The sequence below is a fragment of the Paraburkholderia sp. BR10937 genome (assembly GCF_040965695.1).
GTDB lineage: Bacteria > Pseudomonadota > Gammaproteobacteria > Burkholderiales > Burkholderiaceae > Paraburkholderia.
In genome coordinates this window covers 1-22,509 of record NZ_JBFRCL010000094.1, presented here as the reverse complement: position 1 = coordinate 22,509, position 22,509 = coordinate 1, and the positions used below count along the sequence as shown (strand labels likewise).

The 22,509-nt window shown below is 58.4% G+C and carries 18 protein-coding genes and 11 pseudogenes; 21 read left to right on the top strand and 8 right to left on the bottom strand.

Features of this window, described 5'->3' with window-relative positions; translation table 11 throughout:
- Positions 1–127: 127 nt before the first annotated feature.
- From AB4Y44_RS40500 to AB4Y44_RS40485, 4 genes and pseudogenes are all read left to right on the top strand, one after another.
- A pseudogene (locus AB4Y44_RS40500) lies at positions 128–295 on the top strand (transposase); the annotation flags it as partial.
- Between the two features lie 238 nt (positions 296–533).
- Entirely contained in the window at positions 534–986 is a 453-nt protein-coding gene (locus tag AB4Y44_RS40495; protein ID WP_368661996.1) for a transposase, read from the top strand.
- Positions 869–1,504, top strand: coding sequence for an IS5 family transposase (locus AB4Y44_RS40490; protein ID WP_368662008.1), 636 nt, complete (start codon positions 869–871; stop codon positions 1,502–1,504). The genes AB4Y44_RS40495 and AB4Y44_RS40490 overlap by 118 nt, the downstream gene beginning before the upstream one ends.
- 654 nt (positions 1,505–2,158) lie before the next feature.
- Positions 2,159–2,801: pseudogene (locus AB4Y44_RS40485) on the top strand (methyl-accepting chemotaxis protein); the annotation flags it as partial.
- A 25-nt stretch (positions 2,802–2,826) separates the two neighbouring features.
- On the opposite strand, the gene AB4Y44_RS40480 reads toward AB4Y44_RS40485, so the two are convergent.
- On the bottom strand, positions 2,827–3,048 hold the full coding sequence (locus AB4Y44_RS40480; protein WP_368661997.1) for a hypothetical protein: 222 nt from the start codon (positions 3,046–3,048) through the stop codon (positions 2,827–2,829).
- Between the two features lie 287 nt (positions 3,049–3,335).
- Positions 3,336–4,577: a beta-ketoacyl-ACP synthase II gene (fabF, locus tag AB4Y44_RS40475; protein WP_069268843.1), complete on the bottom strand. Its 1,242-nt coding sequence runs from the start codon at positions 4,575–4,577 to the stop codon at positions 3,336–3,338.
- A gap of 870 nt (positions 4,578–5,447) precedes the next feature.
- Here fabF and AB4Y44_RS40470 point away from each other — a divergent pair.
- The 11 genes and pseudogenes from AB4Y44_RS40470 to AB4Y44_RS40420 all read left to right on the top strand — a co-directional run bounded on the left by AB4Y44_RS40470 (position 5,448) and on the right by AB4Y44_RS40420 (position 13,810).
- A complete protein-coding gene (locus AB4Y44_RS40470) occupies positions 5,448–5,624 on the top strand; it encodes a hypothetical protein (protein ID WP_176733000.1) in 177 nt (58 codons plus the stop codon).
- A gap of 130 nt (positions 5,625–5,754) precedes the next feature.
- On the top strand, positions 5,755–6,495 hold the full coding sequence (locus AB4Y44_RS40465; RefSeq protein WP_368661998.1) for an SDR family NAD(P)-dependent oxidoreductase: 741 nt from the start codon (positions 5,755–5,757) through the stop codon (positions 6,493–6,495).
- A 24-nt stretch (positions 6,496–6,519) separates the two neighbouring features.
- Positions 6,520–6,965, top strand: a pseudogene (locus AB4Y44_RS40460) (transposase); the annotation flags it as partial.
- Positions 6,964–7,357, top strand: a pseudogene (locus AB4Y44_RS40455) (transposase); the annotation flags it as partial. The pseudogenes AB4Y44_RS40460 and AB4Y44_RS40455, both read left to right, overlap by 2 nt.
- An 18-nt stretch (positions 7,358–7,375) precedes the next feature.
- Positions 7,376–7,807, top strand: a pseudogene (locus tag AB4Y44_RS40450) (transposase); the annotation flags it as partial.
- Positions 7,808–7,983: 176 nt separating this feature from the next.
- Positions 7,984–8,820: pseudogene (locus AB4Y44_RS40445) on the top strand (IS5 family transposase).
- 8 nt (positions 8,821–8,828) lie between these two features.
- A pseudogene (locus AB4Y44_RS40440) lies at positions 8,829–9,180 on the top strand (secretin N-terminal domain-containing protein); the annotation flags it as partial.
- Between the two features lie 374 nt (positions 9,181–9,554).
- Positions 9,555–9,796: pseudogene (locus tag AB4Y44_RS40435) on the top strand (IS5/IS1182 family transposase); the annotation flags it as partial.
- Positions 9,797–10,056: 260 nt separating this feature from the next.
- Positions 10,057–10,881, top strand: a complete 825-nt coding sequence (locus AB4Y44_RS40430) for a GHMP kinase (RefSeq protein ID WP_368661999.1) — start codon at positions 10,057–10,059, stop codon at positions 10,879–10,881.
- 22 nt (positions 10,882–10,903) lie between these two features.
- Positions 10,904–12,547: a pyridoxal-phosphate dependent enzyme gene (locus tag AB4Y44_RS40425; protein ID WP_083245641.1), complete on the top strand. Its 1,644-nt coding sequence runs from the start codon at positions 10,904–10,906 to the stop codon at positions 12,545–12,547.
- A 126-nt stretch (positions 12,548–12,673) separates the two neighbouring features.
- Positions 12,674–13,810 (top strand): annotated as a pseudogene (locus AB4Y44_RS40420) (IS630 family transposase).
- Here AB4Y44_RS40420 and AB4Y44_RS40415 read toward each other — a convergent pair.
- Positions 13,734–14,336, bottom strand: coding sequence for a transposase (locus tag AB4Y44_RS40415; RefSeq protein ID WP_368685889.1), 603 nt, complete (start codon positions 14,334–14,336; stop codon positions 13,734–13,736). The pseudogene AB4Y44_RS40420 and the gene AB4Y44_RS40415 sit on opposite strands and share 77 nt — an antisense overlap.
- A 475-nt stretch (positions 14,337–14,811) precedes the next feature.
- On the opposite strand from AB4Y44_RS40415, the gene AB4Y44_RS40410 reads away from it, so the two are divergent.
- Together AB4Y44_RS40410 and AB4Y44_RS40405 are read left to right on the top strand one after the other, a co-directional pair.
- Positions 14,812–15,045 (top strand): hypothetical protein, encoded by a 234-nt coding sequence (locus AB4Y44_RS40410; protein WP_368662001.1) that lies wholly within the window; start codon positions 14,812–14,814, stop codon positions 15,043–15,045.
- 84 nt (positions 15,046–15,129) lie between these two features.
- Entirely contained in the window at positions 15,130–15,858 is a 729-nt protein-coding gene (locus tag AB4Y44_RS40405; RefSeq protein ID WP_368685890.1) for a GntR family transcriptional regulator, read from the top strand.
- A gap of 88 nt (positions 15,859–15,946) precedes the next feature.
- Here the strand turns inward: AB4Y44_RS40405 and AB4Y44_RS40400 are convergent.
- Together AB4Y44_RS40400 and AB4Y44_RS40395 are read right to left on the bottom strand one after the other, a co-directional pair.
- A pseudogene (locus AB4Y44_RS40400) lies at positions 15,947–16,187 on the bottom strand (integrase core domain-containing protein); the annotation flags it as partial.
- Positions 16,159–16,506 carry a hypothetical protein gene (locus AB4Y44_RS40395; protein WP_069268839.1) on the bottom strand — a complete coding sequence of 116 codons (348 nt, stop codon included), beginning with the start codon at positions 16,504–16,506 and terminating at the stop codon, positions 16,159–16,161. The gene AB4Y44_RS40395 and the pseudogene AB4Y44_RS40400, both read right to left, overlap by 29 nt.
- Between AB4Y44_RS40395 and AB4Y44_RS40390 the strand changes: the two genes are divergently transcribed.
- Complete coding sequence (locus AB4Y44_RS40390; protein ID WP_368662002.1) at positions 16,505–18,373, top strand: DEAD/DEAH box helicase family protein; 1,869 nt, start codon at positions 16,505–16,507, stop codon at positions 18,371–18,373. The genes AB4Y44_RS40395 and AB4Y44_RS40390 overlap by 2 nt on opposite strands.
- Here AB4Y44_RS40390 and AB4Y44_RS40385 read toward each other — a convergent pair.
- Both AB4Y44_RS40385 and AB4Y44_RS40380 read right to left on the bottom strand, forming a co-directional pair.
- Complete coding sequence (locus AB4Y44_RS40385) at positions 18,306–18,689, bottom strand: PIN domain nuclease (RefSeq protein ID WP_238328175.1); 384 nt, start codon at positions 18,687–18,689, stop codon at positions 18,306–18,308. The two genes, AB4Y44_RS40390 and AB4Y44_RS40385, sit on opposite strands and share 68 nt — an antisense overlap.
- A 17-nt stretch (positions 18,690–18,706) precedes the next feature.
- Positions 18,707–18,901, bottom strand: a complete 195-nt coding sequence (locus AB4Y44_RS40380; protein ID WP_028215418.1) for a type II toxin-antitoxin system VapB family antitoxin — start codon at positions 18,899–18,901, stop codon at positions 18,707–18,709.
- A gap of 288 nt (positions 18,902–19,189) precedes the next feature.
- Between AB4Y44_RS40380 and AB4Y44_RS40375 the strand changes: the two genes are divergently transcribed.
- The 3 genes from AB4Y44_RS40375 to AB4Y44_RS40365 all read left to right on the top strand — a co-directional run bounded on the left by AB4Y44_RS40375 (position 19,190) and on the right by AB4Y44_RS40365 (position 21,885).
- Positions 19,190–20,182, top strand: coding sequence for a DNA-binding protein (locus AB4Y44_RS40375; protein ID WP_368702647.1), 993 nt, complete (start codon positions 19,190–19,192; stop codon positions 20,180–20,182).
- Positions 20,183–21,244: 1,062 nt separating this feature from the next.
- The gene (locus AB4Y44_RS40370; RefSeq protein ID WP_368702646.1) at positions 21,245–21,439 is read left to right on the top strand and encodes a reverse transcriptase domain-containing protein; all 195 of its coding nucleotides are present in this window, start codon (positions 21,245–21,247) and stop codon (positions 21,437–21,439) included.
- Positions 21,436–21,885 (top strand): group II intron maturase-specific domain-containing protein, encoded by a 450-nt coding sequence (locus tag AB4Y44_RS40365; protein WP_368702645.1) that lies wholly within the window; start codon positions 21,436–21,438, stop codon positions 21,883–21,885. Before AB4Y44_RS40370 ends, AB4Y44_RS40365 begins: the two co-directional genes overlap by 4 nt.
- A gap of 237 nt (positions 21,886–22,122) precedes the next feature.
- On the opposite strand, the pseudogene AB4Y44_RS40360 reads toward AB4Y44_RS40365, so the two are convergent.
- Positions 22,123–22,281: pseudogene (locus tag AB4Y44_RS40360) on the bottom strand (DDE-type integrase/transposase/recombinase); the annotation flags it as partial.
- Positions 22,282–22,509: the final 228 nt, after the last annotated feature.

Sequence of the window (22,509 nt, the reverse complement as noted above, 5' to 3'; positions counted from 1 at the left end):
ATGCCCATCGGCTACACTCGACGCTCGATTACGTCAGCCCTATGACGTTCGAGAAGAACTGGCTCGCTGCCCAGCGAGCCGCCTGAATTCCCTCGGCTATGGGATACGTCAAACAGGGGTAAGGTCAATCCTTGCCCGAGTCGAGCATGTGTTTGCGGTCGTGGAGCGGCTGTGGGGCTTCACGAAGGTTCGTTATCGCGGGCTGTCAAAAAACGCCAATCGCGCCTTTGTGGCGCTCGCGCTAGCCAATCTTTACATGTGGCGAGGTCGCTCGACAGCACAGGTGCGCCCGTAGAGGGCCAAAGACGGGCGACAAGCCCGTGCAGGGCCCCTCAAGGGGCCCAACATGAGCAGGAATGCCTCGCTTTTACGACTGTTATTCGCGATCTCAAAAGTTTACACATCTCTTGATCGCAACCCGTTGTGTTTACACGGCTTGATCAGCGTAGCCCTAAGCCAATGCTGATCAAGTCCACCGTTCATGACTGTCGTGCGTTATAGCGTGGACGTGCAACGGCGAAAGTAAAAACGGGATGAAGCAACTGACACTGGCGATGGCTGTCGATCAATGCGGGCGATTCGAGGCGCAGCGCAAACCCACGCGACGCGAAGCGTTTCTCGATGAGATGAGCTCGATCGTGCCGTGGGCGCAGCTGTGCGCAGTGGTGGAGCCGTTTTATCCGACACGCTGCAATGGTCGCCCGCCGATTGCACTGGAGCGCATGCTGCGGATTCGCTTTGTGCAGCACTGGTTCAACCTTGCCGACCTTGCATGCGAAGAGGCCCTGTACGACAGCCTCAGCCTGCGCCGTTTTGTTGGCATTGACCTGGGCAGCGAAACGGTGCCGGACGCCACGACGATGCTCAAATTCCGGCATCTGCTGGAAGAGCACAAGCTGGGCGAGCGAATCTTCGCGGAAGTGGGAGTGGTGCTGCAGGCGCGGGGGCAAAGCTCAAGAGCGGCACGATTGTCGACGCCACACTGATCGGTGCACCCTCGTCGACGAAGAACAAGGAGAAGGCGCGTGACCCGGAAATGCATCAGACGCGCAAGGGCCAGCAATGGTATTTCGGCATGAAGCACCACATCGGTGTGGACAGTCAGAGCGGGCTGGCTCATAGCGCGGTCGTAACCGCCGCCAACGTACACAGCAAGCATCCGCAGCCGCAGTTGCTGCACGGTGAGGAGCAACGCGTCTACGGTGACAGCGCATACGCGAGCCAGAAAGCACTGATTCACAGCAAGGCCCCGAACGCACGTGACTTCACCAACAAGCGCACGCGCCGCAAGGACATCGTCGACGAGGTGGCGCGCCGCAAGAACCGCAACAAGTCGAAGATCCGTGCCCGGGTCGAGCATGTGTTCGCGGTCGTGAAGCTGCTGTGGGGCTTCACAAAGGTTCGTTATCGCGGGCTGGCGAAGAACGCCAATCGCGCCTTCGTTGCGCTCGCGCTGGCCAATCTTTACATGTGTGGTCGCTCGACGGCACAGGTGCGCCCATAGAGGGCCAAAGACGGGCGAAGAGCCCGTGCAGAGCCCCTCAAGGGGCCCAACATGAGCTCGAATGCCCGCTTTTGCGGCTGTTTTTCGCGATCTCGAAAGTTGACGCATGTCTTGGTCGCAACCAGTCGTGTTTACCGGGCTTGATCAGCGTTGCCCTAACACCTTCGAGAACAAGACATCGTCGATGTCGCAACGGTTCTTGGCGGTGTACCCGAGCGGTTGGTCGAGCGTGAACATCACAGATGCGATCGCCGAATAGCAGTGACGCTGCTAACGCCGAGTCGCTTAAATGCTTACCTGCGCGGCGACAGGCCTGCGCTGAATAGTGAGGAATTGCGCGGCTACCAGTTATTCAAGGCAAACCATTGCGCAACCTGCCATGCGGGCAGGAATCTGGGCGGGCAGTCGTTCGAGCGAATGGGTCTCCCGGCCGACTACTTTTCCGTTCGGGGCTACACGTCCGCAGGACAACGGTCGGGCGAATGTTACAAAAGAGTCGCTCGATTGCCATGCGTTCAAGACGCCGACGCTGCGTAACGTGGAACTGACCGCGCCATATTTTTACGACGGTCGCCGTGCTGAACTGCATGCAGCTGTGCGCGACATGGCGACGTATCAGGTCGGCAGGCGATTGCCTCAGTGCGCCAGCTGACGGACTCAGTCGGTCGCGCGGTGACGGATATATCCGTTGGAAACGAGAATCTGTCCGCGCGTACCGAAAAGCACGCTGCATCCCTTTAGAAAACCGCATCAAGATGGCGCAGCTCACCGAGACGGTTCGAAACAACGCTGACAATGCTATTCAGGCGAGCACGCTTGCCTTGAACGCGACCGATCTGGCAGAACGTGGCAACGACGTGGTGTCAACCATGATTGGTACCATCGAGAAAATCAGTGGCAGTTCTGCCAGAATTGCTGAGATCACGGGTGTAATCGAAGGTATCGCCTTCCAGACCAATATTCTGGCGCTCAATGCGGCGGTGGAAGCTGCCCGGGCGGGCGAACAGGGGCGCGGCTTTGTGGTTGTGGCAAGTGAGGTACGCAATCTCGCACAGCATTCGGCCACGGCGGCCAAGGAAATTAAGTCGCTTATTGGTGACCCCGTGGCGGTCGTGGAGCATGGGGCAAGCCAGGCGGCCGACGCAGGAACAACGATAGGGCAAGTCAAGGATGCGATCAGGTGTGTCGCGGATATCGTCAGCGAGATTTCCTGGCGTCTGAAGAGCAAAGCGTCGGCATCAAGTATGTCAACACCGGCATCAGTGAGATGGACAGGGCCACGCAACAAAACGCGGCTTCGTAGAAGCTTTTATTCTCCAGTTTCAGGGATTGCTCACCCCTGCGCCCGCCGACACGTTGAACACCGACACTGAATCCTCCAGTTCGACCGCCTGCGCGTTCAACGCCTGCACGCCGGCGCCTGCCTGCTCCACGAGCTCGCTTGCTCGACGACCTGGCGGCGCATAAAATCTGTACGTTGACCCGAACTCATGGAAGAGAATCATGCGGCGCCGGACCAGCATACACAACGGTTTCAGAGCCATTCGTGCTTGCGGTGTCGCTTGAGACAGGAGGGCGAGGCCCGGTCACATCGGCGGTCTGCCGAGTTACCGCTCGATCACACACGCGATAACGGGTTGGACTCGCCGTCTGGCCCGGTGATAGCAAGCCGGCACGCAGCGGACTCGCAAGCCAGTCCGACTACCCCACATTTCCGGGGTGGTTCAAACTGGGCAGGCGTGCTGCTATCTCCGACCAATAGAGATTCTTTACGTTGACGTGCCTTCAAGATCTGCTTCGCGAACTTGGCAGATTCCTCTGTCCTAGCCATTCACTCGATCCGGCGGAATACTAGCGTGCCGTTGGTGCCGCCGAACCCGAACGAATTTGAAATGGCAACATCAATCGGCATGCGTCGAGCTACGAGGGGTACATAGTCGAGGTCGCATTCCGGGTCGGGCTTTGTCAAGTTGGCGGTCGGCGGCGCAATCTGGTGGTGCACGGTGAGCGCGGTGTAGACGGCCTCGACACCACCCGCAGCGGCAAGCAGGTGCCCGGTCACTGATTTTGTCGAGCTGATCGCGAGGTCCTTGGCGTGCGAGCCGAAGGCTGCCTTCAGCGCGAGCGATTCCGCGCGGTCGCCGAGCGGCGTCGAAGTGCCGTGCGCATTGATGTATTGCACGCTGTCGGCCGCGACGCGTGCATTGCGCAAGGCATTGCGTATGCAGCGGGCCGCGCCTTCCCCGTCTTCCGACGGGCTAGTAATATGGAATGCGTCACCGCTCAGTCCGAATCCGGCCAATTCCGCGTAAATCCGTGCGCCGCGCTGGCGCGCGTGCTTCATCTCCTCGAGCACGATGATGCCCGCTCCTTCACCTAGCACGAAGCCGTCGCGCTCCGCGTCCCACGGGCGGCTCGCTGTCTCGGGACTTTCGTTGCGCGTCGAGAGCGCCTTGGCCCGGCCAAAGCCCGCGAGGCTGCTCTCGGTGATCGCCGCCTCTGCTGCCCCTGCAATCATGACATCGGCGTCACCATACTCGATCAGCCGGGCGGCGTCTCCGATCGCATGAGTGGCGGTCGAGCACGCCGTCGCCATGGCGAGATTCGGTCCCTTGAGCCCGTACCGGATCGAGAGATGCCCCGCGATCATGTTGATGATGGATGAGGGCACGTAAAATGGGGACACCCGCCGCGGCCCTTTGTCCCTGATCGTGAAGGCAGTGTCGACGAGGGTCTGTACGCCGCCGGTTCCGGACCCGACATGAACGCCGATCCGGGAGGCATTTGCTTCGGTCACTGTGAGGCCGCTGTCGACGAATGCTTCCATGCCGGCCACGACACCGAGTTGGATGAAGCGATCCATATGGCGGACCTCTTTTTCCGAAATGAAGCGAGTTGCGTCGAACCCCTTGACTTCGCCAGCGATTTGCGCCGGGAAATCGGTCGTATCGAAAAAGGTGACCCGGCCGATTCCGCTGCGGCCGGCAATGACATTCGACCAATTTTCCTCGACGCCAATCCCGACCGGGGAAATGGCACCAAGACCGGTGACGACGACTCTTCGGTTGTCCATTTTTTCTTATTTGATATCGAAAATCGACCAATACCGCGCGAAATGCTAAAGCTGTCGACCCGTGCGATCGATAGGGAGGGGCTTTACGGTTTGATCCGATAGTAGCCATGTGGCCGTCATCGTCCCACAAAAGCCGGCACCCACTATCACGATCGATACAGTCATTGCCACGGCTCCTATGGTTGTTCTCGTATCCGCTCCCGTAGAAAATTGATTTTGACGTTAAGATGGATATCCGCTCCGATAGCGTCGCTTGCATCGGGGCATATCGGGAAAGTTCTCTTTCCGGCACGGATAGTCGGAAGCTGTGCCGCGCGTCGCAGGAAGCGACTATGCGGCATCTCGCCTCGAACTACAAAATCAATTGTTTGGATAACACTGATTCGCATCGCAAATGAATATCTGCGAAGGACCGGCATGACGAACGCGCGCATCGTCGATGTTCTGCGCAGCGAGCGGATAGTGCAGTCGCTTCAGAACCTTCGCAATTCCTTGGCAAGGGCCGTTCGTGGGTGCCTTCTTGATCATCGGGTCAGAACCGGTTCGTCAGACGCGCATTCTAGCGCCCCCGCACTAATGCGACACAACCCTTCAATGACGCTTAGTGTTGGTATCAATGCATTTGACGCCTTTCTTCTGGTAGTTGCACAGAGAGTCGCGTAACGTGCCGTGTTAGGTAGGTGGGTAGTACGACGACCCGCAGAGCTTAGGTTAATTAACATTTTCCCGATAAGGATTGTGTATGGAAAAGATAAACAACTGATTGCGGGTTTTCCGAAAGGGCGGAATTTGCTTGCGTGCCCCGTCGGGACTGGCTCGCGGGGTTGGCGAGGGCGGTCGGATTAAAGTCAAGGCTTTGCGGATACGAGAATGGCTGCAAAACATGGCCGGCAGGCGATCCCCACAACATTGACGGATGAGCAGTCGGGCATTTGTATTGCAGCATCTGAGCCGTGGCCGCCGCCGACGTTGCTGTTACAGAAGGTGTTCAACTACGGGTGCGTGATGCGTTCCTTCTGCGCGGCAGTCACGACTTCGACGATCTAACTGACGCGCTGTTCCTCTCATCCAGATTGCCGCGCCACAACTCGTGCAGGTTCGCCTCACCGCACGCAGAGCGGCGCGCCCCAATGCAAGCGATCGCAAGCAACGATCTATCCAAATTGGAACTGCACAGATGGGCCAAGTTAATCGTTATATGCTGTTGACCGGCGCCAGCCGCGGTATCGGTCATGCCACAGTTAAGCTTTTTCAGGAAAACAACTGGGAGGTGTTCACTGTCTCACGGCGACCGTTCTCGGACAGTTGCAAGTGGCCTGCGGCGCGTGAAACGCACATCCAAGCAGACCTCGCGGACCTCGATAACATCGACCGGATCGCTTTGGAAGTCAGGCGACGGCTACCTGATGGACAACTACATGCGCTCGTCAACAATGCTGGAATCTCGCCTAAAGGCGAGAACAGATCGCGCCTCGGAATTCTCAACAGCGATATTCAGACATGGATGACTGTTCTTAACGTGAATTTGGTATCCAACGCATTACTGGCGCGATCGCTGTTCCCAGAATTGGTCCGAGCAAAAGGAGCGATTGCCAACGTAACATCGATCGCCGGGGTGAAGGTTCATCCTTTCGCGGGTACTGCGTACGCAGCTTCAAAGGCTGCGCTCGCAGCTCTAACACGAGAAATGGCACACGAGTTTGGCCCCGAGGGCGTACGCGTCAACGCTATTGCGCCGGGCGAAATTGATACCTCGATCCTGTCGCCCGGCACTGAGGAGATCGTGGATCACGGTATTCCTATGCGTCGTCTCGGAGATCCGGCCGAAGTCGCACGAGTAATCTACTTCCTCTGCACTGAGGCCTCGTCGTACATCAACGGAGCAGAGTTGCACGTCAGTGGAGGGCAGCATGTCTGAAGTCATGCGTCGGCACATAAAGACCGACGCCATGTGGCATATGGGCTGAGCCGGCGAAATCTGGAAGAGATGATGGCTGAACGTGGCATCGATGTCGACCATTCAACCGTGCACCGATGGGCGATCAAGTTGCTGCCCGCTCCGGAAAGGCATTTCGACGTCGCAAGCGCGCAGTCGGCAGGAGCCGACGCGTGGATGATACGTATATCAAGGTCAAGGGACAGTGGAAGTACTGTACCGGGCCGTGGACAAAGCGGAAGATGATCGATTTCCTGCTGCGCGCCCACCTTGACAAGGCTGCCCCGAAGCGCCACTTCGAAAAGTCGATCGAGCGCAGCGGCGAACCCGAGGTGGTAACGATCGACAAGAATGGGGCGAATCTCGCTGCGCTTGAGGCTATCGACGCCGGGCGCGAGACGCCGACCAAGATCTGTCAGTCGAAGTATCTGAATATCATCGTCGAGCAGGAAGAAACGCAGCAACGAGACACATCAGTCCAGGACCGACCCCGATGCGCAATTCTATCGCAAAGGCAAAACGGCCAGCGAATTGGGGTAATGGGCCGTACGCTGACCGATAACCGGCACGGTCTGGTGGTCAATGCGCGCGTGACACGCGCCGACGAACATGCTGAGCGTGAAGCGGCTAAGATCATGATCCACGACGCACGGCAAGCGGCAGACGATGCCAGCGCAGACATCACACTGGGCGCGGACAAGGGTTACGATGGCCAGGAGTTCATCGAGGCGTGCCAGCAGATGAGGGTCACCCGCACGTTGCGCAAAACACGCAAAACACCTCGAGGCGGCGTTCGGCAGTGCCCGATACGATTGCCCCGAGCGTGGGCGACGCCATTTCGCAGGCTGCAAGTGCTTGGGGTGAGAACTGGCATGGCGAGAAGCGCAGCAACGACACGCATGAATTCAGCGCGGACAGTCAGCCGCGGCTGTTTCGCAAGAGTCCTGGTACGGGCGCGATGCTTTCTGATATGGGGCACGTGCTGACGGATAGCCGGCATGGCCTCGTGGTGAACGCACAGGTGACGCAGGCCAACGGCACAGCCGAGCGAGACACAGCGGCCGAGATGCTTGCGTATGCCGCGCAGTTTGCCAGTACATCGATTATGGTCGGCGCTGACAAAAACTACGACACGGCTGGTTTCGTGGCAACGTGTCGCGCAAATGGCGTGACGCCGCATGTTGCGCAAAACGATGGTCGCGCGGGCAGCTCGGCCATTGACGGACGTACAACGCGCTGATCCGGCTACGCCATCAGTCAGCGCAAGCGCAAATGCATCGAGCAGTTTTTTAGCTGAAGCAAGACAGTCGGCAGGATTCGGCAGGTGATGTCTCGAGGGCTGCAGCGCGTTGACCACCGCGCGGTACCGCGCGACGGGCACGCCCCTTCCGGAACCGCAGGTCGCGCGGCGGCTCGCTGGAACGATGGGCCGCTTGGTCGGCAACCGTATGGCAGCGTTTAGACGGTGTTATGAACTTTCGGCCAGACCTGGTACCCTGGCGGGATGAAAAACGCAGACCCTACCCAACGGATGTATCGAATGAAGAGTGGTCCTTCGCCGCTCCGTACCTGAAATTGATGAATCAGGACGCGCCTCAGCGTCGCTACGAATTGCGCGAAATGTTCAACGCCTTGCGCTGGATTGTCCGCGCGGGTGCACCGTGGCGTCTGCTGCCCAATGACTTTCCGCCGTGGGAGTTGGTCTATCAGCAGACACAGCGCTGGATTCAGGCAGGCTGTTTCGAAGCCATGGTCAATGACCTACGTTCGATTATCCGCGTGGCGCAGGATCGCCGGGGGCATCCCAGTGCAGTCATCCTCGATGGCCGTACGCTGCAGTCGACGTGCGAGAGCGGTCCACGCGCAGGCTATGACGGGTACAAGCGTAAGAAAGGCAGCAAGGTGCATAGGCGGTGGATACATTGGGGCAACTGCTTGCGGTGCATGTGACGCCGGCCAACGAACAGGAGCGCGCAGGTCGCGGAATTGGCTCGTCAGGTTCAGCAGGCCACGGACCACACAATCAAAGTGGCGTTCGCCGATCAGGGCTATACCGGAGAGGAGCCGCGCAGGCGGCACTCGATGAAGGCATTGAGCTTCAGGTAATCAAGCTGTCGGAGGCAAAAAAGGGGGGCGTGTTGCTGCCACGCCGCTGGGTGGTTGAGCGCAGCTTCGGCTGCGCTCAACCGTTTCCGCCGACTGGCAAGAGACTACGAGCGCCTGCCTGAAACCTTGGCCGGTCTGCATTTCGTCGTCTTTGCCATGCTCATGCTCGTCCATGCTGTGCCCAATATCCAAAGGATCTAACATTCTCTAGAAACGAATCGGCGATCAACCTCCTGCCGGTGCTGCGTCCGCTCATTTCGCCGAGTAATATGGTTGCCGCTTATCCATCAAATAATACGATCGTCGTCACTGACTATGCGGATAACATCCGCCGCATCGAGCAGATCATCGAGGGCGTAGATTCTGCGGCTGGCCAGCAGGTGCAGGTAGCATACCTGAAGAACGCGAATTCGCTCGACGTTGCGACCCAGATGACCCAAGATGCTTGACCCTGGGGCGATCGGCAATGTGGATGCGACGCTGAAGGTCTTGGTGCAGGCTGATCCGCGCACGAATTCGCTAATGCTGCGTGCGTCGAACGCAGCGCGCCTCGCGGCGGCTAACCCAACTGCCCGATGGTCGCCCCGAGGCGCTTTTCCAATTTTAGATAAAGCCGAACCGCTCGAAGACGCTCTTCATACGAGTACATGAACTACGTCTAGGTAGTCCAAGTTTTCGTCCGCACCCCCGGGGGGCAGTACATCGGCGCTAACAGCTTCGGACATTCGACCATGAAACATCGAAATGCGAAGCCATCTCTGAATCCCGAAACGACAGCCCGTGCTGTCCCGTTTGTTATCTAGATGACGTCGGCTGTAGGAATTCGTTCAATTGATTGCGTGGTTGTGCAATCACTTTGACCGTCGGCGGTCTCATTTTTGCAGGCATGCATCTTGTATGCGAATCGACCTAGCGGGCTGTTGAAGACTGAAACGATCCGTGGAGCAGATGGCAACGCCAAAGCGATGTTCACAATGGCAGCGCTGGATGACTTTGAGGCTACGAGCCACCCCTTGCGGCCGATTCGTATCTGGCGGAATGATGCGCGCAAGCGCATGGGCCGGGTGTTCGCACGCTTGTACGCGAGTCATCCGAAGTGCAGTTGCCGTGCAGCGCCAAGGACAAACTGATTCGTGCGCTGCTGGTGCAGGTGTGGTATTCGGTTCGAAGCGAGCGTACGCAGAGACAGGGGCAAGACGGTCGGTATCAATTCGATACGGACCAGACAGATGCGGCAGTTCTTGGGAGGTTACTCGAGCTGGTGAGCTGTATCTCAGCAGACTACCAGGAGTTGCAGACCGCCCCGTTGCCGCGTATGAAACTCTCCCAGTATTCGTACTGGAATTTCTTGAACCAGAGCCAAAGGAGATAGAAAATATGCACCGGAAACAAGGGAGTGGCGAGGCCGCAGGACACCACGGGGAGCTCCTCCAGGGAATGTTTGAAGACGATGATGGTTTGCTGTGGCGTGGTTTAGTCTCCATGCCTTACCGGAGTCTCAAGTCAAGGGCAGAGTTCCTGCCGAACGAGAACAAGCGAGAAGTAGACGTTTTTCCAAGCCGTTGCGAAAAAGCCAAACGCGCCGCAGAAATCACGCTTGAGCGGTTCTCGGCTGCGAGGGTGGGGGGGGTACTTGGGCTTACGAGCAATATCCCTGTTGCGCGTGGTATGGGGTCATCCACAGCTGATGTAGTGGCCAGCATCTTGGCAGTTCTTGAATCGCTTGATATCGAGCTGCCGCCTAGCGATGTTATGCAAATTGCAGTAAGCGCTGAGTCGGCATGTGATTCAACAATATTCTCGCAGCAGGCGGTACTATTTGCGCAACGAGATGGATTTGTTCTTGAAGCATTCAGGAGACCGATTCCTCCGATTGACTTTATAAGTGTGACTGCGGATACCGAACAGACTGTCAACACGCTTGATATGGAATTGCCCCAGTACAACTTAGAAGAGGTCGAGAACTTTCGACCGATTCGAGCTCTATTGCGTAAAGGGATTGATACATCCGATATAAAATTGCTCGGCCGCGTCGCGACAGCAAGCACTTGGCTTAATCAGCGATTTTTACGAAAGCCACGTCTACGCGATATTGAAGAAATTGGGCGAAAATATGGTTCAGTTGGACTACAGATAGCACACAGCGGAACGGTTATTGGCGTGATGTTCGATCCGGCGAGCGAAAGAACTGCGGAGAACATGTATTTGGCTACCCGTGAATTAGTGTGTTCAGGATTTGAAGCTACTGTTATCGCGAAGTGATAAAAACACTGGGAATAAAAGGATGATGAATCGAAATATTATGCGAAACCTTGAGGATTTCGAAAATCCACGGATCGTCAGGCTGGATGCTAATTTTTATGGGGCAAGCTTCTTTCTGATGAAGCTGCTTCCGGCGCGGTTCATACTCGAACAAGCTGTGTCGGAGGGGCTGCTCAAACCGGGTGCCACCATCTGCGAGTCCTCCTCTGGTACATTTGGTCTAGCGTTAGCCATGTTAGCCGTTCAGTATGGCTATAAACTCATATTGGTAAGCGATTGGGCAATCGATCGTCACCTTAAAAGCCGCCTTGTAGAGCTTGGTGCACACGTAGAAGTTGTGAACGATCCGGCACCACAAGGGGGGCTACAACAGGCTAGGCTAAATAGGTTGGCTAAATATCTGAAGGAAATCCCTGGCAGCTTCTGGCCGTCTCAATATTCTAACACCGGCAATCCACTGGCCTACGGTAAGTTCGCGGAACTACTGATCCAAAAACTTGTGAAGGTCGACTGCCTGGTGGGGCCAGTTGGTTCCGGTGGGTCGATGTCAGGCACTACTAGATTTTTAAGAGTGCCATTCCCTGAGTTACACGCTATTGGCGTGGATATGCCACATTCTGTTTTGTTCGGACAGCCCTGCGGAGATTTGGGGGATCTTAGTGGGCTCGGGGGGGAAATTGTGCCTTCCAACGTGGATCATCGGCAGTTTGACGAGGTTCACTGGCTGACGCCTGCAGAAGTGTTTCATGCAACTCATCAACTACATCGAGAACATGGGCTATTTATGGGGCCGACCAGTGGCGCAGCCTATAGAGTGGCAGATTGGTGGTCCAGGAAGAACCCCGGGAAAAACGTTGTGGCGATTTTTCCAGATGAGGGACACCGCTATGTCGATACTATTTATAACTATGAAGGCGACTGGCTTTCGTCTTTGTCCATTACGTCTTCTTATGTGCGGGAGGCACCGGTAACTGTGGAGGCACCCACGGAGGTGTTGAGCGGTTGGTCGTGTTATGCGTGGGGGAGACGAACACTTGACGAGGTTCTTTCTCGTGTCATTGAAGAAGAGAGGCCCGAGCTTGTCTCTCGACAGCAAAAACTGGAAGTCTCACAAGCAGTCGCCAGTGCCTCAGAACAATCCTTTTGCACCGCACCGACCTCCCACATTGTGGCAGGCGATGCCAGGCTGTTAGAATTGTCGTGTCTCGACAGTGCTACCGTCGCGCACCTCAGGCTGGATGCCGATCAATGTCAATATGTCGACCCGTTGTACGTAGTGTTTTCAGAACTGAGGCAAAGCCAAAATTCGGAATTCGAGCATTGTTTTTCAGTCGTAGCGCATGACGATGTTGTAGGTTTTTTTGTCCTTCGAGAAAAGGCCGCAGTGCCAGAATGGGCGAATCCGGACGCTATGACGATGCACAGCCTGCGGGTGGGCCTATCATACCAAGGTAAGGGGTACGGTAAAGCTGCGGCAGAACTAGCTATTGGGTGGATCGCGTCCAATCGCCCAAATGTCGACCGTTTAATGCTTGCCGTCAATGCGCGGAATGTGGTAGCTAAACGCATGTACCTAGGCTTTGGCTTCAGAGATACAGGACTAACCTACTGCGGCCCGATTGGTATTCAGAATATTTTTGAATATGAAATTACACCAGAAAAGTGATTGCCTTCAACTGGCTTTTGACTGAGCGTTTCTTGTCTCGGCCCAAGCCTAATATTTCGTCCCAGAAATGACTTAACGTAAATTCAGATTGGTCTATGATCGAATCACGGTGAGTTGGGGGCGATCATGGGACGCAAAGGAATCGAGCTTGTCGTGTCGGAGCTGGAGCGAGAGCAATTTTTCTCAATGAGCCGCTCGCGTTCGCTGCCTCACTCTCTCGTGCGCCGGGCAAAGATTATCTTGATGGCCGCTGACGGTCATACCGGTCAAGAAATTGCGACGCAGTGCGAAGTAACACCGCCTGCAATTACGCACTGGAAGAAGCGCTTTGTTGCCCACGGACTTGCCGGTCTGCATGATGAAGGCCGTCCAGGCCGGCCTCGCACGCATGATGATGAAGCAGTCGCGGAATTGCTTGCGAGGATGCTGCATGAGAAGCCGGACGGGGCAACGCACTGGAGCGTGCGCTCCGCTGCTGCGCAGACAGGGATTTCGAAGAGTTCGGTGGCCCGATATCTGTCGTTGTTCGGCGTACAGCCTCATCGGTCAAAAAGCTCCAAGCTGTCTAATGATCCCTACTTCGTGGAGAAGGTGCGCAATATCGTCGGCCTGCACCTGAGTCCGCCGACCAATGCCCTGGTGCTATGCGTCGACGAGAAGAGCCAGTGTCAGGCGCTGGAGCGTACGCAGCCGATGTTGCCGATTGGGTTGGGCTATCTCGAAGGAGTGACACATGATTACGTCCGGCACGGCACCACCACTCTGTTCGCCGCGCTCGATACGGCAACCGGTGAAGTTATTGTGCAATGTAAGCCGCGCCACCGACATAAGGAATTCATGGCGTTTCTCAGGCATGTGGATCAGGCGGTGCCTGCCGATCTCGATGTGCATCTGATCGTCGATAACTATGCGACACACAAGCATCCCAAGGTCAGGGCGTGGCTGGCCAGGCATACGCGCTACCACATACACTTCACGCCGACTTACTCAAGCTGGCTGAATCAGGTCGAACGCTGGTTTGGCCTGATTACACAGCAGGCGATCCGTCGAGGGTCGTTCAAGAACGTGCGTCAACTCATCACCAGCATCGAGTGATATATCGCGCAGTACAACCAACACGGCCGACCGTTCGTATGGACCGCGACTGCCGATTCAATTTTCCAGAAAGTGGCTCGGCTATGCAAAGTTATTTCTGGGACAGAACAAGCACTGTGTCGATATATTCCTGCAGGACGATCTGTTGCTCCGGCCGGGCGAACCTGATGCCTTCCAGCCAGCGCCAATGCGCTTGCGTCCATCTGGAGCGGCCCGTGTAGCGATGGCCATGCCGCGCCAGAAATGACAGCAGCCGTTGCTTGGCCTGGCGTTGCAGATGCTTCATGTCCTCACGCGCACGGGTCAGATCGCGCAGCGCCTCCTGTGCCTGATCCGGAATCCACACGGGGCTCAACTCACCGGCGCGATACAGGCGCGCCAGGCTCAGGGCATCGCGCCGGTCGGTCTTCACGCGCTCGCCCGGCTTCTTCGGAATCAGCGACGGCGCCACGACCTGGCAGTCCTGCTTGAGTTCCCGCAGCTGTCGGCAAATGGTGTAGCCACAGGGGCCGGCTTCGTAGCAGAACGCAAGCCGTCCTGTGCCCCGCTTGAGCTGTGCGACCAGTTTCGCAATGGCCTCAGGTGTGTTCACAATCTCGCCCACATACCGCACTTCGCCAGCCGTGTCGGCGACCGCCACTGCAACCGTTTCCTGATGTACATCCAGGCCCACGTACTTGCTAAACTTGTTCATGACCTGCCCCCTCAATGCGGCTCTGAGCCGCGGTGTAGCCCACCTCAAGCTTAATCCGCGTAACTTGAGGTGCGGCAGGTCCATACATGATGTCTAGGAGGCTCTTGAAATAGCTTCCGACGTGGTCATCGGAGGGAAGCGGTAAACATTGAAACGAGGAACGGACAACACTGAGACCAAACGCTGCGCGGAGCGGACGACCCTTATCCCGTCGAGCGAGTTGTCGCTCGTGCGAATCAATTTGGTTGATATGATGGTGGATGGAGGAAAGGCAGCAGGCCAAGGGCAATGCAGTCGCAGCGCGCACATCCCGCAGATTGGGGCGGTCTTGTGACATGGGAACGGCGCTCGACGGCATACGACAGACGGCCAAAGGCCGACCGGGTGTAAAGCTGACCACCCTGTTGCATCACATCTACGCGGTCGACCGCTTGCGGGCAGCTTACTTCGGGCGGGAGCGCAAGGGGCTGCCGGGGTGGACGGCGAGACGTGGCAGTCGTACGGACTGGACCTTGAAGGCCGGCTTCTGGACCTGTCCGACCGGCTCGCCCGAGGGGCTTACCGGCCCCAGCCTATCAGACGCGTGTACTTCGACAAAGCCGACGGCAGCAAACGCCCGCTGGGCGTGCCGGCGCTGGAGGACAAGCTTGTCCAGCTTGCCACGGTCGAAGTACTCAATGCGATCTACCACCCAGTGGAAACGCAATAGACGTCTATCAGGTTAGTGCAGTTTCATTGGTTCAGTGGAACAGAACATATGATAAGTTTACGAGCGACCGCGATTAAGGTTTGCATGTTTTGTGGAGTTTTTCTGAGTGAAAAAATGATAGCAAAGCGACTACACGAAAAAATTCGGCACGAGATAACGCGGCGTGTGGCAGAGCAGGAGTATGCCGTGGGCGAACGACTGCCGTCGATCTGCGAGCTCGCCGATAGTTTCGGTGTCAGTGTGACAACTGTAGGTCGCGCAATAGAAGATCTCCGGTCGACTGGGATAGTGGACTGCGTGCCCGGGCGTGGAATCTTTGTGAGGGAGAAGCGACGATTCATCCTTGATTTTGGTTTTTCGCTTACGCGTTCTGTCGGTCGGCAGCCCCCTGTTATTGAGCCACAGACCACGATAGTTTCCGTAACACGAGAAGAGCTCTCAAGCTTCGTATTCAGAGAATTTGATGTTCCAATTGAACCCATTTGCTGTGTCAGAACGTTGACGTCGATTGCTACAATGCCGATTGTGTTTGACACTCTATACGTGTCGCAATGCTTTGGCGATGATATTGTTGACGAGCTGGATAGGAAGTCGGTTGGTGAGTTGCTACATGACCGTGGAATTTCCGTCGAAAGCTCAAGATTGCTTTTACAAGCACGGCCTGCCTCGGATGAGGCGAAAGCTGTCTTTTCGATTCCAGAAGGATTTCCAACGCTACAGCGGGTTTATCAGTTAATAGCAGAAGACCCAGTGGTCTCGGTCTTTGGGGTATCCGAGTCGCCGTTCGACCGGCTGGCATGGAGGACGGAGTGAATGGGATGGGATGTTTCGGGTCGAGGGCAATGCTGATTGACAGTGTCACGTGAGATTCCCCCGGTTTTTCGCCTTCCAGAGGCCCGGGTTATGCAGCCGCACCTCTTGTCCGCTGAGCCACAAGCCAGTCTTGCATGACCTGGGATGGCGACGCGAAGCCAAGCGATGAGTGACGACGACTGCGGTTATAAAACTCTTCGAAATATTCGAACGTCCGCCACGGCTTCGCGATGCGTGCGATACCTCGTGTCATGCAGGCGCTCGTTCTTCAGGCTGTTGAAGAAACTTTCCGTCGGTGCGTTATCCCAGCAACTGCCTTTGCGGCTCAGATGCACGTGATGTCCGAGGTGAACACCTGATTGGGTTGCGAATGCACGCGAGGCGCTCGCGCTCGTCTGCTTCCCTGGCGATCTGCTCATCGAGCCAGGCTGTGAGCTTTTCGAGCTGCGCGAGCTGCATGGGCTTCGCCCGCTTCTCGGTTGCGGGATGCAGCGCAACGATGCCTCTGAGAACCTTGCGTACATGCGGTGCCTTCGTCGGATCCGGAAAACCCTGCGTCTGATGCCATTGCGCGAGCGCTGCAAGCCGCGAGCGCAGGGTATTGATAGACAGGGTTTCTGCGTGATCGGCAAGGTACCGCGCGATCATGTCAGCGCTCGCGGGCAGAAAGCCCCGCATCCGGTGTGCCGACTGCGGGCATCGTGTACTGCTGACGCTGGACGACCAGGTCGTCTATACGCACCTGGCCGGCGATCGCACAGTGGGCCTCTATCCACTAATGCCGGACGGCACCTGCTACCTGCTCGCTGTCGACTTCGACGAGGAAGGCTGGCGTGAAGATGCGCAGGCATTCCGGCAATCCTGCCTCGAGATGGACGTGCCCGTATCGCTCGAAATCTCGCGTTCAGGCAACGGCGCTCACGCGTGGATCTTCTTCTCGTCGGCCGTTGCTGCACGTGACGCGCGACGGATGGGCTCAGCCATCATCAGCCACACCTGTACCCGGACCCGTCAGCTCGAACTGACGTCCTATGACCGGCTCTTCCCGAACCAGGACGTGCTGCCCAAAGGCGGCTTCGGTAACCTCATTGCCCTGCCGCTGCAGAAGCACCCGCGCGAGCATGGTTGGAGCGTGTTTGTCGATGACGGCTTTCAGCCGTACGCTGATCAGTGGTCGTATCTCGCGTCCGTGCAAACCATGGACAGCCGCGACATCGAGGGGGTGATCTTTCGCGCCACGGGCGGTGCGCACCCGCTCGACGTCGCGTTCATCGCCGAGGAGGATCAGGCCGAACCGTGGAAGCCGCCACCCGCGCAGCCGAAGCGGCTGGCCGGAACGATGCCGGCATCGCTCACACTGACGCTCGCGAACCAGCTCTATCTTGAAAAGGCGCAGCTTCCGCAGGCACTGCTCAACCGGCTCATCCGGCTGGCCGCCTTCCAGAATCCGGAGTTCTACCGGGCCCAGGCGCGCGGCTTCAGCGTATGGGACAAGCCACGCATCATTGGGCGCGCCGAGAACTGCCCGCGCCACATTGCATTGCCGCGCGGATGCCTTGACGACGTCGTGACGCTACTGCGCGATAACGACATCGCCTGCGACATCCGCGACGAGCGCTGCACCGGCGAGCCGCTTGCAGTTCCGTTTGCCGGCACGTTGCGCGATGACCAGCAGGCGGCCGTCACCGACCTGCTGCGACACGACACCGGCATCCTGCATGCGCCGACGGCGTTCGGCAAGACCGTGACGGCGGCCGCGATGATCGCGCAGCGTGGCGTCAACACGCTCGTGCTTGTGCACCGCCGGGAGCTGCTTGACCAGTGGTGCGAGCGCCTGCAGTCGTTTCTCGCACTCGACGCGCGCGCGATCGGCACGATCGGCGGTGGCAAGTCGAAGGCGACGGGCCGGATCGATGTCGCGATGCTGCAATCCGTGGCACCCGATGGTGCCCGCGGCGAGCTGTTGCGGCGTTACGGCCATGTCATTGTCGACGAATGTCACCACGTCTCGGCGGATTCCTTCGAGGCGGTGCTCAAGGCCGTCCATGCCCGTTACGTGCTGGGTCTGACGGCGACGCCCGTGCGGCGCGACAGCCAGCAACCGGTGATGTTCATGCTGTGCGGGCCGATCCGGCATGCGGCGAAATCCCCGGCCAGCGCGCCCCAGATGCTCGAGGTCTTCCCGCAAAGGCTCACCTCCGCAGTGGACGTCGCGGCCGACGCGCCAATCCAGGCGGTGTTCGCTCAGCTCGCGCAGGACACCCCGCGCACGCAGATGATCGCGGCGGCTGTACATGAACAGTACGGGCAGGGGCGGAACGTGCTGGTACCGGGCAATGGGCTATCAGGTCCGCACGCCCGGAGAAGATATCCAGCTCCAGTTGGCCTGAAACCGGTGGTGAATTCGTATTCCGTATCGTTTCTTGCTGTTTGCTGTCACCGGCACGTTAGTCGTCGCGCATTGCAGACTGAAGACCGAGGTGCTCGACGAACGGATCGAAATCCCGGTCGCTGAAGAGCAGCGGCGCACCGTTTTCAATGCACCACGTCGCGATCAGCGTATCGATGGTTTTGCGGATCGTTACGCCCTGCGCTCGCAAGATGCGGTAATTCCGGGCCGCCTGAATGGCGTTATCCGGCCCCACCAGCGAGACGACATCGAATCGCGTCGTCATCAGCTGCCGGGCAGTATTGAACGCCGACTCGGCGGCAAATCCCTGTAGCACCTCGGCGACGATCAGGTCGCCGGTGACCAGCACCTCCCGGCCCAGCAGGGCATCCAGTCGGCTGGCTTGGGGTGAAGCCAGCCCCCGGAAGTAGTCGATCCACACGCTTGAATCGACGAGTATCACTGGTCGCGCCTCATGGCATCCAGGTCGCCTTCCCACGGTAATTTGCCGCGGAACTGGCGAATCTGCTCCTGCTGCTTGAGCCGGATGATCGTTTTCAGGCCAAGCTCGACCGCTTCACGTTTGGTCCGGATGCCCGTTGCGGCAAGCGCTTCGGCCATCAACCGGTCGTCGATCTCGATATTGGTACGCATGGCGCGCCTCGTAAATGTGTATAAAACAATTGAATTATACACATCAAACGCTTGTGGTCCACGCTCCGGGTTGCGACATCCCGATTTGACCAGCAATCCCCTGGAGATCGTCAATTTCCATGTTTCGTACCGGTTGTGCGGCGGAACCAGCCGGATTCGGACCATCACACTGGATAATGCGCCTTTATCGCATGCCAGCCACACCCACATCCGGCCGCCCTTGACCGCGTTCAGCGATACGTATATACATGGTACGTAATACAGTACGATATTCGAGCGAGGAAGCAGATGGCCCGCACCGGTCTTACGCGCATGGACGTGAAGCGCGCCCGCGACGCGTTGCTCGCACAGGGGCAGCACGCATCGATCGACGCGATACGTATCGCGCTCGGCAACACGGGCTCGAAAACCACGATCCACCGCTACCTGAGGGAACTGGAAGAAGATGAGGGCGCGTCACTGACACACGCCGGGTCGCTCTCGGACGCGATCCAGGATCTGGCGGCCCGGCTCGCGGCCCGCCTGCATGAAGAAGCACAAGCCCTCGTCGACCAGCAGGCCGCCGCTGCGGCCGGGCAGCGCCAGCAGGCGCAGTCCGAAATCGCAAGGCTCGGCGCTGAGCTGGCCACGGTGCGGGAGCAGCTCTCTGGCGCGACCGCCGCCCTTTGCGCGGAGCAGGAGGCGCACGCCGGGACTCGCGTGGCGTTGCATCAGCGCGACCTGGACGTCGAGCGGCTCACCCAGCAGGTAGGCGACCAGACCGAGCGCCTTGCCGAGCAGGAAGGCTTCCGCCTGTCGCTTGAGGCCAGGCTCGTGCATGCGCGCGATGCCCTTGAGCACTTCCGTACGGCTGCGCGCGAGCAGCGCGAACAGGAAGCGCGCCGACATGAGCAGCAGGTCCAGCAGGTGCAGGCTGAGCTACGCCAGGCGAACCAGACGGCCATCGTCCGGCAGAACGAGATCACACAGCTGAACCGGGACAACGCGCGGCTCGTCGCAGAAGCGACGGCCACGACCCGGCTCGCACGCGATCAGCAGGCACATGGCGAGGCGCTGCAGTCCGCCCTCAATCGTGCGCTCACCGATCGGACGCGCGCCGAGGCCGAGCGCGACGCAGCGCAGTCGGCAGCCGATGCGCGGGCAGCCGAGCTGCTCCAGGTACGCGAGGCTCGCGACTCGCTCCGCGCGGACCGCACGAAGCTGGCCGCGCAGCTCGAAGCACAGCAGCAGCTCCTGGTGGACTACCGGATGCGGCTGGGCGGCGCGGACGCGGCGGGCTGAAAGCGCCGCGTCGCGTGCCGAAAGGACATCACGCTGGCAACGCGCACGCTTTTCGGCGCTTGCCATGAAACATTTTGGCTTTCGCGTCGGCCCGAAGTCTCATGGCTCTGCCGGGTTGCGCGCCAGCACATTCACCTTCTTCTCTTCCATGCGCTTCGCTACGGGAATCTGGCATGAGCGAATACCAATACTACGAGTTTGCATGCGTCGACCAGCTGCTTACGGCGACCCAGCAGGCAGAGTTGCGCAGTTTCTCCACGCGGGCCACGATTACCGCCTCGAGCTTCGTCAACGAATATCACTGGGGCAACCTCAAGGGCGACCCGCTCGAGTGGGTACAGCAATATTTCGATGCCCACGTCTACTCCTCCAACTGGGGGAGCTGCCGCCTGCTTCTTCGCCTGCCGCGCGGGACGTTTGACGCGGCGACCCTCCGCGATTACGTCAAGGCTGGACGAAAGAGGCGCTCCCGTTTCGAGAAAGCGTTCGAGGCCATGGACGTCGATGACTGGTGCCTCCTCGACTGGTCGTTCAACGATGACTCGGGCGAACACGCCCGCTTCTCGGAGGAGATGGATGGTGCGGGGTGGATGACGCGCCTGCTGCCTGTACGCGACGAGCTGCTCGGCGGCGATGCTCGCCCGCTTTATCTTGGGTGGCTTGTCCGCCTCGCGAATGATGAGCTACACGATGACGAAATCGAACCGCCGGTGCCTGCGGGATTACAGGCGTTGACGCCCGCACAGGTAGCACTGGCCGAGTTTCTGATGCTGGATGCGGAATGGCTCGCCGCCGCCGCCGAGGCCAGCCCGTCAATATTGGCCCCAGAATCCAGCGGGAGCGAAGACAGTCGCTTTGATCCCTGGTTACGTGAGTTGCCGGTTGAGGAAATGCGGGCGAAACTGCGCATGCTGCTACAGGGACGCAGCCGTGAAGCGGAGCGAACGCTTCGAAACGCTTTTCTCAAATGGGAGAAGGGTAGGAATGCAAAGCAATTGAATTTTCCCGGGCGCCGTCGAATATCCGAGATCGAATCAAGGGTCGCCTCTCATCGCGCCATCCGTGAAAGAAGGGAGCAGGAAGCAACGCTACGCCGACGACGCGGTGGTTCATTGCCGCAGTCTGGCGCAGGCACAAGCCGTGATGCAAGCGATTGCAGAGCGGCTGGCAGAGCGTGGTCTGACGATGCATCCGGAGAAGTCCAAGATCGTGTATTGCAAGGACGGTAAGCGCACTGGCACTTACAGGTCGAGGTGAACGAGGAGAAGAGCCGCACCGTGGATCTGAGATGCAAGGAGAGCTTCGGCTTTCTGGGGTTTGACTTCCGTCAATTCCGCAGTTTCAGGACACGGGCGTGGCGAGCGCACTACACGCCGAAGCTGAAGAAGCGTACGGCGTTACTGCGCAAGCTCAAGGAGGTGTTCCGGCGATACCAGTCGCAGCCGACAAATCGGGTGGTACAACTGATTAATCCGGTGCTGCGGGGCTGGGTGCAATACTTCGCTATCGGGGACTCCAACGAGTGCTTCAACTTCATCAGGGACTGGGTGGAAAAGAAGATCAGGCGCCACATGGGGCGATCCCGGAACCGACGGGGCTTTGGCTGGAAGCGGTGGAGTAGGCGTTGGCTGTATGAGGAACTGGGGCTGTTCAATGGCTACCGGGTCCGCCGTACCGTCGCACCGAAAGCGCGCCCGGCATGATAGGTCCCATAAACCTTGACGTGAAGCAAACAGGAGAGCGTAGTGCGGGAAAACCGCAAGCTGCGTTCGACGTGGCGGGAGCTGGAAACGTGACTATGGCAGCCGGACTGAGGTCCACCGCGAAAGCGGTGGAGAGACCACCGGAGCCTACCGTGCGCGCGCCAGTTCTCGACCCTACCTGCGAGAGACTCGGGGTGCAACTCCCCGGGTCTACTCACCTCCATAGTGATGGTCTCCGGGCTCGCCGTTCTCGTCGATGGCTTTCTCGAAATAGCGACGGGCGGCAGCCTTGTCACGATGGGCTCGAAGCAGGAAATCCACCGTCTTTCCGGCCTTGTCCGCAGCGCGATAAAGGTGTTTCCACTGGCCACGCACCTTGGCGTACGTCTCGTCCACCGCCAGCTCTTGCCGGGGCGGCCAGTGGAAATGTTTGCACTGGGCCGCATGAAAAAAACTGCTGCCCCACACAGTTTGTTCTGGCTGAACTACATATCAATTGTAAGCGGCTCAGCTGGGCCGTTTGTCTAGGCGCGTGCGCGTGAGGCATGATGGTGAACTGGAGCCACCGGTCAGGTAGCGGGATTCGGCGGACTGGTAGGCGTGTGCAGCTTGTCAGCCACACGC

Coding starts and splice junctions, on each gene's coding strand:
- AB4Y44_RS40495 (WP_368661996.1), top strand. CDS start 534: ATGAAGCAACTGACACTGGCGATGGCTGTCGATCAATGCGGGCGATTC.
- AB4Y44_RS40480 (WP_368661997.1), bottom strand. CDS start 3,048: ATGGCTCTGAAACCGTTGTGTATGCTGGTCCGGCGCCGCATGATTCTC.
- fabF (WP_069268843.1), bottom strand. CDS start 4,577: ATGGACAACCGAAGAGTCGTCGTCACCGGTCTTGGTGCCATTTCCCCG.
- AB4Y44_RS40470 (WP_176733000.1), top strand. CDS start 5,448: ATGGCTGCAAAACATGGCCGGCAGGCGATCCCCACAACATTGACGGAT.
- AB4Y44_RS40465 (WP_368661998.1), top strand. CDS start 5,755: ATGGGCCAAGTTAATCGTTATATGCTGTTGACCGGCGCCAGCCGCGGT.
- AB4Y44_RS40430 (WP_368661999.1), top strand. CDS start 10,057: ATGTTTGAAGACGATGATGGTTTGCTGTGGCGTGGTTTAGTCTCCATG.
- AB4Y44_RS40425 (WP_083245641.1), top strand. CDS start 10,904: ATGATGAATCGAAATATTATGCGAAACCTTGAGGATTTCGAAAATCCA.
- AB4Y44_RS40415 (WP_368685889.1), bottom strand. CDS start 14,336: ATGAACAAGTTTAGCAAGTACGTGGGCCTGGATGTACATCAGGAAACG.
- AB4Y44_RS40405 (WP_368685890.1), top strand. CDS start 15,130: ATGTTTTGTGGAGTTTTTCTGAGTGAAAAAATGATAGCAAAGCGACTA.
- AB4Y44_RS40390 (WP_368662002.1), top strand. CDS start 16,505: ATGTCAGCGCTCGCGGGCAGAAAGCCCCGCATCCGGTGTGCCGACTGC.
- AB4Y44_RS40395 (WP_069268839.1), bottom strand. CDS start 16,506: ATGATCGCGCGGTACCTTGCCGATCACGCAGAAACCCTGTCTATCAAT.
- AB4Y44_RS40380 (WP_028215418.1), bottom strand. CDS start 18,901: ATGCGTACCAATATCGAGATCGACGACCGGTTGATGGCCGAAGCGCTT.
- AB4Y44_RS40375 (WP_368702647.1), top strand. CDS start 19,190: ATGGCCCGCACCGGTCTTACGCGCATGGACGTGAAGCGCGCCCGCGAC.